We start from the raw sequence: 12,587 nt of genomic DNA on the forward strand, positions 1-12,587 counted from the left end.
TACCATTTTGAAGAAACAACAGCGGCTTGCTACCACAAATATGATCCGGCAACAGGCGCAAAAAAGGCATACCGTCCGCAGACGATATGCCTTAAATCTCAATATCATATGGCGCGCAGGTATTTTCAGCACACTCACCACTGAAAAACTGCTCAAACGCAGGCAGCCACTCGTATTAAACCATACAACGCGAATGGCCCAATTTTGAAGGATGCGACAGGGGAGATGCTCCGGTATGAAGTTGTTGTGTTTGTAGATGTGGGTAAAATGCAATAGGAAATTTTAGCACCGGTAACACTCCTTTCTTCCTCAAAATGGGTTCATTCTAACATGAGTAATCGTTCAAATTGGTAATAAATTTCAAAATGGATCTCGTATGGTTGAATCTTAACACCCTTTTTTGCGAATTGTCAAACCTTTTTCAAAAAAATGTATATGACTTGTCCAAGAAGCTCGCTGGGTTGAGACCGGTTGGTGGTCATTCTAAAAGATGCTATGATATAGTTGGCAGACGTCATTGTACAAGGAGATGAGCATAACGTATGAGCATACAGGTAACTGAACCTGCGGCACAGTGGTACATTAAGGAGCTTAGTTTGAATCGTGGAGATTCGATCCGTTTTTTTGTTCGCTATAGCTCTGGCGGTGGGTTGCATCCAGGCTTTTCTCTGGGAATTGCCGTAGAGCCGCCGCAGCACCCCGTATTACAGCATGAAGCGGCTGGCATTACGTTTTATATGGAGGACCAGGATTACTGGTATCTGAAGGGCCATCATCTGGAAGTTAAGTATTTGGAGGAACATGATGACATTATTTACACCTATGTTGAGGATGAACAAGCTTAGTGTTCCACTGTCAATCATAGCGTGCAAATAGTTTGGACATGAAAAGCGGCGGAGTATCGTGTTACAGGAGATAAGCCTGTACATGATGCTCCGCCGCTTTTTTGTGGTCAAGGCGGGTATGTCGTATGTCAAGGGTTGTTAAGTATCGGGCCATCGAGTGCAAAATCAAAATCATCAATGTCGTACACATGTACAGGTACGGAAGCTTCGATAATGCGGTGGATCCAGTCCAATTGATCCGTCAGAATGGGTAATGATTCACGCTGAGCTGTCAACACCAGTTCAGTCTCAATTGGATCAAAATATTCTCCGTAATGCGCTGTATCAACAGCATTAATGATGATGAGTGATGTATTGGCATCGAATAGAATAGGCAAGCTCTTGGCCCAAGGCATCTGAAGGGCACGCCGAATTTTTTTCTGATTCAACGGTTCCTCAAAATAACTGATCAACTCGCTTACCTTCCGCTTCACATGTTGATCGTCCATAGGATTATCCATGAGCGGCTCTGTGCTGTCCTGGAATTCGTATAGTTCTAGCAGTGATGTGTAAGGCACTATATATTCCACAGGGGCGGGAGATGTAAGTAGTTGGCCGTATATAGCCACCATTACAGCTTCCGTTACAAATTGTCGAGACATCGGTCAAGCCTCCTGCATTTACCAAATTATGCGATATGAGTATACCACAAAGCGGGACTGAATTCAGCCCGACATGCAGATTGCTATCATGTATTCCTATATTTGTTGTACGAATTTAGCTGCGGCCAATTAACAAGGAAAGCAATCCGGCAGCAATTAGAGGTCCAACAGGAACTCCTTTAAAGAAGGCAACGCCAATGACGGTCCCGATCAGTAGACCTGTCACAATAATGGGCTGTCCAGACATTAAAGTTACTCCGCGGCCGCCAAGATAGGCTACCAGAATTCCGATACCAATCGCGAGCAGTGATTTCCAGTGCAGGAAAGACTCCATCACCTGATTGATACTGATTTTACCGCTGGCTAGCGGGGTCATGACCCCGATCGTCAAAATAATAATTCCGATCGTCAGGCCATACTTTTCAAGCCAGGGGAAAGCAGTGTGAAAGCTGGTTACCCGCAGTAGCAGTAATACAACCATGGCAATAGTCACGGTAGAGTTGCCACTAACAATCCCTAGACCAGCCAATACCAGTAAGATAAGTGAGCTGTAATCCATACAGATGTTCTCCTTCGTTTATTTAGCTTTGGATATGTTCGGCGATTTGTCGCCCGTGCCAGCGGCCTGTTTCAATAAAAACTTCATTGGCATTGCTGCCTGAAGCGATGACCCCGGCGACATATACACCTGGGATGTTCGTTTCCATCGTGGCAGGATTAAATTCTGGTTTGTCCAGATCCTCAGCCATGTGAACGCCGACAGACTCCAGCAGTTTTCGCTCCGGGTGAAATCCGGTCAGTGCCAGTACAAAATCATTTTCGAGTCGGAATGCTTCAGTGTCCAGCGGAGTGACTACGACATGGTCTGGATGGATTTCGGTAATGCGTGCGCCTAAGTGCAGCGTGATCTTCCCTTTTTGTACCATACTGTCAAACAGTGGACGAACCCACGGCTTGATGTATTGAGACAACTCACTTCGACGATATACCATATCAATCGTAGCTCCGACCCGCACCAATTCCATCGCAGCATCTACCGCAGAGTTACTGCCACCGATAACTGCGACCCGGGTTCCTGTATAGGGATGGGCTTCGCTGAAATAGTGAGTGACTTTATCCAATTGTTCCCCGGGAATGCCCAAATAGTTCGGATGATCAAAATATCCTGTAGCCACTACGACATAACGTGACGAATACGTTTTGGTTATTTCTCCTTTGCTCAGGGTATGTACGGTAAATGTACCGTCTTCCTGGCGATGAATGGACTGGGCCTCCTCATAATGCTGAATGTTCAAGTTATAATGAGTGGCTACCTTACGATAGTACGCCAGTGCTTCATGACGATAAGGTTTGTCATTAGGGGTGCTGAATGGAACATCACCGATTTCCAGTAGTTCGGCGGTGCTAAAAAACTGCATGTTCGTCGGATACAGAAAAATGGAGTGAACGATGTTGCTTTTTTCAATAATGACAGTTTGCAAACCTCTGCGGCTGCATTCGATTGCAGCGGATAGTCCGCAGGGTCCGCCACCGATAATGATTACGTCGTGCATTTGGATGAACCTCCAGTTGTATTGGTTTATTACGCCAGTTTTGTAGGGTTAACATTATTTTGACGATTAAAAACGGATCTCAGGATTGAAGCAAATAGCTCAGTATGTGAGAAGTTTTCAAATAATAATCCTACCGCAATGCGAACACAATATCCAGCCGTTTTCAGAAAGAGATGACGGACAGTGAAGATTGACAGCCACTTTTAGCAAACATATAATTAGATATATATCTATTTTGTATGATTGAATTCGCTTGCATAGCAAGTATGTACTAGTGAAAAGAGGTGCAATAACGATGCAACTGGATAAAATGGTCAATTATCATAAAGCACTGGCTGATCCAACGCGAATGCGGATATTACTTCTTTTGTCCCGTGGGGAGATGCATGGCCAAGCTTTGGCGAAAAAGCTGAATTTATCCCAGCCGACTGTTACACATCATGCTTCCAAACTCCGTGAGGCTGGGTTGATTAAGGAACGACGTGATAAAAACACGGTGTATTTTACACTGAATCCAGAGCTGATCCGGCAGCATGCCGAGGCGACGGTGCAATTTATTTTCGAAAAAGGAGAGGGGGAGGAAGAGATGTCAGAGTTGAATGAAACGCTGGAGGCGTCGGTCTTACGCAATTTTTTTTCCAAGGACGGCAAGTTGCGCCAAATCCCTGCACAGTATAAGAAAAAATTGATTGTACTTCAGATGCTGGCAGAAAAGCTGGAGCCAGGCCGTATGTATCCTGAACGTGAATTAAACGAGTGGATCAAGCAATACCATGAGGATTTTGCAACGATTCGGCGTGAGCTGATTATGCATCAGTTTATGTACAGGGAACGGGAAATGTACGAATTGAACCCGCGTGAGATGTGGACACGCTGGGATCAGGTACGCTAAACGAAACTTGACAAAGATTTCAAAAAAAGTTCCGTAGCAGCCTTGACAGACAATTGATGGACTTGTATGATAAAGGAAATTTTAGGAGGAGGCGATGTTATATGCGTACGAACATGAATGGATGGGTTCAGCAGCAGAATGACTTGTCTCCCGCACGGACGATGCACGGTTAAAGACTGTATAGATCTATAGTCTTGGCTTAGCAGTTGGTTGGACAGTAGAACCAACGAAATCCGCAGGGAGTGATTCCCTGCGGATTTTTTATGGTTAGGCGTCTTGTTATCCAGTTGTTGATTCTGGGGAGTGGTCCGTGAGAGACCGCTTGCTTAAGTGAACGAACGGATCACATCGGCCTGAATCGTATACCTTCCGCAGGGAAACCCCTGCGGATTTTTTGCGTTGTTTGCATGCGGGGAGAAAAAATGTACACCTATCGAATAACACTACGATCAAAAATAAACGATGATTTCAGGAGGAAAACAATGAGTATACATGAATACGGTTGGTCTGATTACTGGAACGGTTTTTGGGACCAATGGAAGCAAAACTATGAGGAAAGAGCAGGAAATACACAGGTACGTCCTGCCCGCTTGATTGCCGATTATGGACAAAAGGTGAAGCTTATCACAATGGATGGAGAACGCTGGGGAGCGGCTTCAGGTAAGCTACGACATGCTATGGTAGATCCGGCGGAAATGCCGGCTGTAGGGGACTGGCTGGCAATCACCACGTCGGATGAAGTGTCGGATGCAGTAATTCATGCCGTCTTGCCACGTAAAAGTCGAATATCTAGGCAGGCCGCGGGCTTTGAGACGAAGGAGCAGCTGATCGCGACAAATGTGGATACGCTTTTCCTTGTTAATGCGCTGAATCATGATTTTAATATGCGCAGACTGGAACGGTATTTAATTATGGCTTGGAACAGCGGGGTAAACCCGGTTGTCGTTTTGAGTAAAAGTGATCTTTGTGAAGATGTCGAACAGCGGGTTGCTGAAGCGGAGGGAGTTGCCCCTGGTGTACCTGTTATCGTTATTTCTGCTTTGCAGAACGAAGGCAGAGAGCAACTGGAGGCGTTTCTTCAACCTGGCTGTACAGTTGCTTTGACAGGCTCTTCCGGTAGTGGCAAATCCACGATAGTAAACTGGCTCTCCGGGTCTGAAGTTCAACTGACACAGGATGTGAGGGAGGAAGACAGCCGGGGCAGGCACACAACCACTCACCGACAGCTTTTTCCCATCGCAAAGCAAGCTGTTCTGCTGGATACACCCGGCATGCGTGAGCTTAATCTGTGGGATGATTCCATGGGAGTCGCTCATACCTTTACAGATATTATGGACACGGCGCAGCAATGCCGTTTTGCAGATTGCAAGCATAAGGGCGAAGCTGGATGTGCAGTGGAGGAAGCTATAGAGAGAGGGGAATTGTCGGAATCCAGAGTAAACAATTATCGCAAAATGCAGCGGGAACTGGAATATCAGGCGCGTAAGGAAGCAGATCGACGCAGGAAAGATAGCCGTTCAAGCACAGCTCCGGGTCGTAGAGATCAGCGAAGCGGCTGGCGACGTGATGTGGAGTGGTAAGCCGAGCTGCAGTGAAGCATCAAATGTAAAAATATAAGAAAATCTAAGTTGTAGTCGGCATATGGTATAAAGGGGTGAATATATGCCGAACTACAGCATTGTGGTGGATTTATCGGATCGTCGTTTATATTTGAAAGATGGAGATCAGATTGTTCTTAGTTATCCAGTCGGTATTGGCAAGCTGGCTACACAGACACCGCATGGGCAATTTACGATTATTAACAAACAGCCCAATCCTGGCGGCCCTTTCGGAGCGTTCTGGATGGGGCTGTCCAAGCCGCATTACGGCATTCATGGTACCAATGAGCCATGGTCCATTGGCAAGATGGTGTCACATGGCTGCATTCGAATGCAGAATAAGGATGTGCTTGAGCTTCAGGAGAAGGTAAGTATAGGCACGCCAGTCACGATACAGCCGTAGCGGCTAGACGACACTAGATTCTGTATCTACTCAGACGAGGAAACCGCGCATAGGCTGTATCTGTGAAGCGTATTTCATGGTGAACGGCCGTAACGTTAAGTTAGATGCTGCGTTTAGTTACGATTTGGGTTGGATAGGGATACGGGCTTCAATCTGTTTGGAGCCCTCTTTGTCGTCTGCGGACTTGACTAAGGGTCCCGAAAGGCGTTCCCCTTGTGTACCGTACGCCTGTTTGGCGTTGGTCCACATATCTTCGTTCGGTTCGAAACTTATGACTATGGTGTAGTGGTTGGCAAGGCTCGGCTTTTTGACCCTCATGCTGAAGGAGCCGTCAGGCATAACTTTGGTTTGATCATCGTAGCCAAACTGCCATCGTCCCGGAAAATCAATCGTGAGTTTGACGTCCGACCCTTCCAGCAAATTGCTGCGCGCATATACATGATAATAGTTACCTTCTTGCTTCACATCAGGCTTAATCCACACTTGAGGGCTACCGTAGTCCTTAGGTTTGTTCCAGACGGGCTTAACTAAAGGGGTATTGCGTTCTTGTTCAGGATCAAATTCAGCCCCAATCCGAACTTCATGCAGAAGCTGTTTGTTTTCTTCGTATTGATATACATAAGGACCTTCTAATTTGTTGCCACCGCTGCCATACAGATTTCGTATTTCATTGTCTTGGTCATCTGGACGGAACAGAACAGTCAGATCCATACTGCCCTGTATTCCGGGGCGTTGTACCTGGAGTACAAAACTTCCATCCTTTTGAACGGTTGTCTCATCCGTGTACCCAGTTAACAGGGAGTTTTTGACCGCAAGATTCCCTTTGATCCGTGCTCCGGCCGGGAGGTTGGAATGTCCTGTAACCTTCACGGTATTTTTATCAATGCTAACGCCACCTGATATTTCGACATAGCTGCTGCCTTGCTTATGGACAGGTGTATGATTGGCAGCTCGTTCATCAAGGGATGATGCGCCTTGGTTGGGATTACCCGTTACGGTGTAGGCACGTGCTTCAGCTTCATGTTGGGCCATACTCCGGGTTGATGCTTTTTCCCTGCTGCATGCAGCCAGCATCGTTAGGATTAAGAATGCACATAAAAGGTTCCAGCCTATTTTGGTAATCATATGTTTACTCATGGTTTTTGCTCGCTCCTTGTCCATAGCTTCCAGGCTTAACGTGATAAAATTTTCGAAACTTTATGTATTTACCCTAATTAAAGGGTATGTAATCCCGTCTGCTTTATCCTATAAGTAACGTACCTGTTTAAACAACAGACAGAATGGTTAAAAATGGATAGCCTGATCATCCCCTTGAAAAGCAGGGGCAGCTTGCTGTAAAGGAGCCTGAGTCATATGTCCATTGACCGTTTTATCTTAAAAAAGCTGGACAACTGCCGGGAAGAGCATACACGCGCTAATTTACTAGAACTGTTTAGAATACGGATTGAGAAGGCGCAGAATAAGGAACGAGGCGGTAAAAAAGGTTATCGCAGAATACTTTAAATAGAGTCTAATCAAATGCATAGGCTGCGGTAAGTCACATGTATCATGTTTCAAAGCTGCTGATATGGAGAGGGTGCTGAAATGCCCCTCTCTTTTTTGTGTCTAATGTGGACAAAAAAAAGTCCCTCTTAATAGAGGGACAATGCCAATGAATCATTTTCACTTACGCTATGCAAGATGGCTTCACAACCGACAATCTCTATACTGATCAAAGAGTTAAGACATTTTTGAAGGGCACGCTTGCCGCTGGAGATTTTATTCTCCAAAGTGTTACTTAGAAGTTTTAATGTTTTTTGTACCGGTTGCTTATTTTCTTGATTGAAGTATACGGGAATACGTTTGTTTTGAAATGTAATTAATGTTCTCACAAAAATCACCTCGCCTGAGTTATTTCATGGCTTCATTGTAGTGCCCGTTTCTTAAAATTACCTTAAAAACACCTTATAAAAACATAAAGGTCTGAAAAATTTACAAAGTGTTCACAACAATCTAGGTAACAATCGAATTTAGTTCTAACTAATCGACAAAATGACGTATATCCCCATATTAAAAACGATTAAATACATATTATTGATGCTAATGGCTCTACTAACTTGAGAAAATATGACTAAAGTCGCTGTTTTATTTTTGGAGTGGGTATTTTGTAACAAATTGACAGTCTAATAGTCGGATGCTACAGTTACGATAGCCATATTTCCGTAGAAATAGGCTTTTTGCGTGAACTTTGCTATATATTAAGGATCGGGAGGGATGACAGATGATCCTGACCGTGCTTTCAGGACGACAGGAAACAGAGTGGTTTGACATCGAGGTAGCTGATGAATACTCGGTGGAACATTTAAAGTTGATGCTGGGTGTGCGCATTTTCGGCGAGCCTCCAGCGGAAGGCATGCAATATATTATGGAAGCAAAGTTCCCGGAAGGGCTTTGGTTCAGGGTGGGGGATAACCAGCTACTCACAGGATCAGGCTTGCGGGAAGGCTGTACTGTGCGTATTCAGCGCGCTTTTTCGACAACTCAGGACGAAGCGCCTGTGTATGGAAGGCGTTCTCTGTTTCAAAGTGAAAAAAATGGGTAAATACACACATGAAATTATATGAAACCTTGGTAAAATGAAATAGAAAGCGAAAAGGGGGACTTTTGTCTTGAATGCATTATACCAGCGATCCCCGAGATTAAGGCCGGCGCTCCGAGAGGAGAAGCTGGAGATTTTACGGCCTCCGGCTGAGCCGAGCAAGCCGTCTTTTTCTATTATATCTATACTTATTCCGTTAATGATGACGTTGGTGACTATAGGCTTTTACGTATATATGAGCAAAACAGGTAAGATGGGCAACAGTAACTATTTGATGTTCCAGATGGTTACTGTGGTCATGATGCTTACATCTTATACGATTCCTTTTTTCGTCTATCTAAATAATAAGAAGGAATACAAGCGTAAGCTTGAGGAACGGGACCGCATGTACCGGGAACAGCTCCAAAAGCATCGTGAAGAACTTGAAATGAAACGCGAGGAGCAAATTCGCACACTATATGAAATTCACGGTGACCCGCAAATATGTACTCAAATTGTCAAAAACCGCAACAGTTCACTCTGGGAACGATCACCTGAGGATGAGGACTTTTTGCAGGTGCGTATTGGGACTGGACAAGTTCCCTTCCATATTAAATTACAAATTCCACGCCCAGACGGTTATGATCGAGATCCTTTGTTGGGAGCTGCGGATGAACTGGAAGAAGAATTTCGTCTGGTAGACGCCGCTTCCATTGCATTACCGCTATTTCAATCTAAAGTGGTTGGATTGGTCGGCGAACGGGAACATACCCTTGCTGCGTTAAGAGTCATCTTGGCACAAGTGACGGTTCGTCACTCGCCAGATGAAGTGAAAATTGCTTCCTTCTATGACGAGCGAGAGGAAAGTGAATGGACTTGGATGCGCTGGCTCCCACATGTGTGGGATGATGACCGAATCCAGAGAATGATGTCAGACCGCAGTAGCAGTGCACATCAACTAGCTGATTTTCTGTTTGCCAGACTGAACCGCCGTAAAAATAATCGCAATGATCGTCAGGGCAGAGGGATGGAAGTCCCGTGTTATGTCGTTGTTTTATCTGACACCCAGCTGATTGAGGAAGAACCACTGCTGCCGTTGTTACTGGAGGACGGCCGAGCCATTGATGCGTGCACGATTGTGCTGGCTTCTCGTAAAGAAGCTTTGCCGATGCAGTGTCAGCTGATTGTGGAGGCTTCCAAAGAGCAGGGCGTATATGCCCGCAAATCAGAATCGGCGGAGGTTGAACAGCAAAGTTTTAAACCGGATCGTTTATCAAAAGAGGAAGCCGATGCATTGGCGCGATACATGGCTCCTATTCGCTTGAAGCGTTCCTCTGCTTCTGATATTCCCGCTGTGCTGCCTCTGTTTGATATGATGAGCGTAGCGAGTGTAGAAGAACTGGACGTGGCAGATCGGTGGCGACGTAACCGCCATCCTGATACCTTACCCGTACCGATGGGCGTGCGAGCAGGCGGCAAGAAGATTATGATAAACCTGCATGATAAGATAGAGCGTCAAGGACATGGTCCCCATGGCTTGATCGCCGGTACAACGGGTTCAGGGAAGAGTGAGGTTATCCAATCCATCGTAGCCTCGCTTGCTGCCGAGTTTCATCCGCATGATCTGGCTTTTATGCTGATCGATTACAAGGGTGGAGGCATGTCCAACACGTTCGTAAACTTGCCGCATGTGGTGGGTACAATTACGAACTTGGACAATAATTTGATTGAACGTGCCAAAATATCTCTTAAAGCAGAACTGGTTCGTCGACAGAAGATATTGAACGATGCAGGCAATTTACAGCATATTGATGAATATTACAGACTACTCCGGCAGCGGCAGGAACAACCGCTGCCTCATCTGGTTATTATTATTGATGAATTTGCACAATTAAAGCGGGATCAGCCAGAGTTCATGGACGAGCTAATCAGTATTGCCGCGATTGGGCGGACATTAGGTGTCCATCTGATTTTGGCGACGCAAAAGCCCGCAGGTGTCGTGGATGATAAGATCTGGAGTAACTCCAGGTTCCGCATCTGCTTACGGGTGCAAAGCGAAGGTGATAGCCGTGACATGTTGAAAATACCGAATGCTGCGTGGATTACGAAGCCGGGACGAGGATATTTTCAAGTGGGTAGCGACGAGGTGTTTGAAGAGATGCAGTTTGCTTGGAGCGGTGCGCCGTATATAGGCAACAGCGATATTTCTTCTGCACTACCTGTCCATGAAGTGAGACTGAACGGTAAACGTGAAGCGCTACTGACGGGCGGAGAACGGGCAAGCTCAGGCTTAAAAGGTGAAGAAGCTCCTAAACAACTTCAAGTATTTATTGATTATATTGCGAATGAGGCTGCTAAAGCAGGGATCGAACGACTTCAGGGACCGTGGCTTCCACCGCTGCCTGAATTGCTGGATTTAACAAATCTGCCTGCATGCACCGAAATAGATAGTACATCATCATCTTTGGAGCTGAAGGCTCTTATGGGTCTGGTCGATGATTTGCCCAATCAGCGGCAGGAGCCGATTTATGCATCGCTGGATCATGGTCATTGGGCTGTGTACGGTATGCCTGGCATGGGTAAAACGACCTTTTTGCATACGTTGCTGATGTCCACGGCTCAGCGTTTTACTGCGAATCATTGGAATGGTTATATCATTGACATGGGTCGAACGATGCGCGACTTTGGGGAACTTCCCCAAATCGGAGCTGTTATGATGGCTGAGGAAGATGACCGGATCAAGCGATTGTTCCGTTATCTGTTCAAGATGGTGGCCGTACGCAAGGAAATGCTTTCCGAGGCTGGTGTCAAAACAATAAGCTCTTATCGACGTTCTGCTGTCGAGGACATTCCGCAAATTGTCATAGTCATTGATGGATATCTTAATTTCCGTAATGCTTATCCAGATGAAAATGAACTGCTGGAATCTCTTTTGCGAGAAGGAGGTAGTCTAGGTATCACGTTTATCATTACGGCGAACCGGATTACCGATGTGTTTGAGAAATTCCGCAGTAACATACCGAATGCTGTTTCTTTTGAAATGTCCGACCCGAGTGACTATTATTATGCGGTAGGACGACCAGCCAAAACGCCAGGACCGTTAATTCCAGGCCGCGCCCTGGTTAAAGGACATGTTCCTCCGCTGGAGTTCCAAACGGCTTTGCCTTCACCAGGTGAAGATGAGGCGGAACGATCAGCACGGTTACGTCGCAATATCGCTGGCATTGCGCAGGAATGGAAAGGCAAGCACGCACCAGCCATTCTTCCATTACCTGAGCGGATTCCACTGTCGGAACTGCTTCAGCAGTGGGATCGGACAATTGGACCCTCGGGCGCACTTCCTTATGAGGTACCTGTAGGTCTACAGAGTGACGATCTTGAGCCTTTTCTCCTGAATCTAAAAGAAGGGCCCAATTTTATCGTGGGTAGTCCAATGGAGGGTGGAAAAACCTCTTTTCTAATGAGTTGGATTATATCGCTCGCTTATTACACATCACCTAATCAATTGGAAGTCTATACGATTGATACACGCTATGGAGGCGGAGGACTATCTAGATTACGGCATCTTCCTCATGTTAAGGCTGCTGCCGAAAGCGAAGAAGAAATGGGGCCTCTGGTACAGAAAGTGTATGATATCGTTCAACAGCGGAACAAGGAAGGGAATGATCCCGAATTGCTCCTGGTCATTGATGATGCGGATATGTTAAGTAAGCAACTGAACGATTTTATGATAAAGGATCAGCTCTCCGCCATTGTACGGTTGGGACGTGATCGCAATGTGCATGTCGTGCTATCGGGTGTGCCATCTGATTTTCCTACCTTTGGGGTGGACTGGTTTAATGATGTCAAGGCAAGCCAAAGCGGTATGCTATTTGGAACACTAGATTCGAATGATCTATCGTTCTTTCGTATCCCTTATTCGGAGGCGAACGCCGCTGCTGGTGGCCTAAAAGTCCTGCCACCTGGGCAGGGATACTACGTACGGCGCAAATTTACCAGGATAAAAGCGGCAATTCCCTTCTCAGAGCAAGTGAGCTGTGAGGATTGGATAACGAAAATTCGTGACCGATGGCATGTTGTAGTTTGAAGGGAGGTGGC

The 12,587-nt window shown here is 46.0% G+C and carries 13 protein-coding genes; 8 read left to right on the plus strand and 5 right to left on the minus strand.

What is annotated here, in order from left to right; translation table 11 throughout:
- Positions 1–7: 7 nt before the first annotated feature.
- Positions 8–208 (plus strand): hypothetical protein, encoded by a 201-nt coding sequence (locus NLX74_RS03780; RefSeq protein WP_231109418.1) that lies wholly within the window; start codon positions 8–10, stop codon positions 206–208.
- Between the two features lie 334 nt (positions 209–542).
- Positions 543–845 carry a HesB/YadR/YfhF family protein gene (locus tag NLX74_RS03785; protein ID WP_061829410.1) on the plus strand — a complete coding sequence of 101 codons (303 nt, stop codon included), beginning with the start codon at positions 543–545 and terminating at the stop codon, positions 843–845.
- Between the two features lie 128 nt (positions 846–973).
- Here NLX74_RS03785 and NLX74_RS03790 read toward each other — a convergent pair whose 3' ends face one another.
- From NLX74_RS03790 to NLX74_RS03800, 3 genes are all read right to left on the minus strand, one after another.
- The gene (locus NLX74_RS03790; RefSeq protein WP_023988256.1) at positions 974–1,486 is read right to left on the minus strand and encodes a hypothetical protein; all 513 of its coding nucleotides are present in this window, start codon (positions 1,484–1,486) and stop codon (positions 974–976) included.
- A gap of 115 nt (positions 1,487–1,601) precedes the next feature.
- Entirely contained in the window at positions 1,602–2,045 is a 444-nt protein-coding gene (locus tag NLX74_RS03795) for a DUF441 domain-containing protein (RefSeq protein ID WP_029517055.1), read from the minus strand.
- Positions 2,046–2,067: 22 nt separating this feature from the next.
- Positions 2,068–3,039 (minus strand): YpdA family putative bacillithiol disulfide reductase, encoded by a 972-nt coding sequence (locus tag NLX74_RS03800; RefSeq protein ID WP_254327963.1) that lies wholly within the window; start codon positions 3,037–3,039, stop codon positions 2,068–2,070.
- Between the two features lie 295 nt (positions 3,040–3,334).
- On the opposite strand from NLX74_RS03800, the gene NLX74_RS03805 reads away from it, so the two are divergent.
- From NLX74_RS03805 to NLX74_RS03815, 3 genes are all read left to right on the plus strand, one after another.
- Positions 3,335–3,931, plus strand: coding sequence for a DUF2087 domain-containing protein (locus NLX74_RS03805; RefSeq protein ID WP_061829408.1), 597 nt, complete (start codon positions 3,335–3,337; stop codon positions 3,929–3,931).
- 482 nt (positions 3,932–4,413) lie between these two features.
- Positions 4,414–5,511 (plus strand): ribosome small subunit-dependent GTPase A, encoded by a 1,098-nt coding sequence (gene rsgA / locus NLX74_RS03810; RefSeq protein ID WP_250268126.1) that lies wholly within the window; start codon positions 4,414–4,416, stop codon positions 5,509–5,511.
- A gap of 82 nt (positions 5,512–5,593) precedes the next feature.
- Positions 5,594–5,932 carry a L,D-transpeptidase gene (locus tag NLX74_RS03815; RefSeq protein WP_023988260.1) on the plus strand — a complete coding sequence of 113 codons (339 nt, stop codon included), beginning with the start codon at positions 5,594–5,596 and terminating at the stop codon, positions 5,930–5,932.
- A gap of 117 nt (positions 5,933–6,049) precedes the next feature.
- On the opposite strand, the gene NLX74_RS03820 is transcribed toward NLX74_RS03815, so the two are convergent.
- Positions 6,050–7,069, minus strand: a complete 1,020-nt coding sequence (locus tag NLX74_RS03820; protein WP_254327964.1) for a flagellar motor protein MotB — start codon at positions 7,067–7,069, stop codon at positions 6,050–6,052.
- A gap of 216 nt (positions 7,070–7,285) precedes the next feature.
- On the opposite strand from NLX74_RS03820, the gene NLX74_RS03825 reads away from it, so the two are divergent.
- Positions 7,286–7,435: a hypothetical protein gene (locus NLX74_RS03825; RefSeq protein ID WP_023988262.1), complete on the plus strand. Its 150-nt coding sequence runs from the start codon at positions 7,286–7,288 to the stop codon at positions 7,433–7,435.
- A gap of 128 nt (positions 7,436–7,563) precedes the next feature.
- Here the strand turns inward: NLX74_RS03825 and NLX74_RS03830 are convergent, their stop codons facing one another.
- Positions 7,564–7,803, minus strand: coding sequence for a hypothetical protein (locus NLX74_RS03830; RefSeq protein WP_013370782.1), 240 nt, complete (start codon positions 7,801–7,803; stop codon positions 7,564–7,566).
- A gap of 389 nt (positions 7,804–8,192) precedes the next feature.
- On the opposite strand from NLX74_RS03830, the gene NLX74_RS03835 reads away from it, so the two are divergent.
- Both NLX74_RS03835 and essC read left to right on the plus strand, forming a co-directional pair.
- Positions 8,193–8,513, plus strand: a complete 321-nt coding sequence (locus NLX74_RS03835) for a hypothetical protein (RefSeq protein ID WP_023988263.1) — start codon at positions 8,193–8,195, stop codon at positions 8,511–8,513.
- Positions 8,514–8,580: 67 nt separating this feature from the next.
- The gene (essC, locus tag NLX74_RS03840) at positions 8,581–12,576 is read left to right on the plus strand and encodes a type VII secretion protein EssC (RefSeq protein ID WP_235308159.1); all 3,996 of its coding nucleotides are present in this window, start codon (positions 8,581–8,583) and stop codon (positions 12,574–12,576) included.
- The last annotated feature ends 11 nt before the right edge of the window (positions 12,577–12,587 follow it).

The sequence above is a fragment of the Paenibacillus sp. MZ03-122A genome (assembly GCF_024213325.1).
GTDB lineage: Bacteria > Bacillota > Bacilli > Paenibacillales > Paenibacillaceae > Paenibacillus > Paenibacillus polymyxa_B.

Coding starts and splice junctions, on each gene's coding strand:
- NLX74_RS03785 (WP_061829410.1), top strand. CDS start 543: ATGAGCATACAGGTAACTGAACCTGCGGCACAGTGGTACATTAAGGAG.
- NLX74_RS03790 (WP_023988256.1), bottom strand. CDS start 1,486: ATGTCTCGACAATTTGTAACGGAAGCTGTAATGGTGGCTATATACGGC.
- NLX74_RS03795 (WP_029517055.1), bottom strand. CDS start 2,045: ATGGATTACAGCTCACTTATCTTACTGGTATTGGCTGGTCTAGGGATT.
- NLX74_RS03800 (WP_254327963.1), bottom strand. CDS start 3,039: ATGCACGACGTAATCATTATCGGTGGCGGACCCTGCGGACTATCCGCT.
- NLX74_RS03805 (WP_061829408.1), top strand. CDS start 3,335: ATGCAACTGGATAAAATGGTCAATTATCATAAAGCACTGGCTGATCCA.
- rsgA (WP_250268126.1), top strand. CDS start 4,414: ATGAGTATACATGAATACGGTTGGTCTGATTACTGGAACGGTTTTTGG.
- NLX74_RS03815 (WP_023988260.1), top strand. CDS start 5,594: ATGCCGAACTACAGCATTGTGGTGGATTTATCGGATCGTCGTTTATAT.
- NLX74_RS03820 (WP_254327964.1), bottom strand. CDS start 7,069: ATGAGTAAACATATGATTACCAAAATAGGCTGGAACCTTTTATGTGCA.
- NLX74_RS03825 (WP_023988262.1), top strand. CDS start 7,286: ATGTCCATTGACCGTTTTATCTTAAAAAAGCTGGACAACTGCCGGGAA.
- NLX74_RS03835 (WP_023988263.1), top strand. CDS start 8,193: ATGATCCTGACCGTGCTTTCAGGACGACAGGAAACAGAGTGGTTTGAC.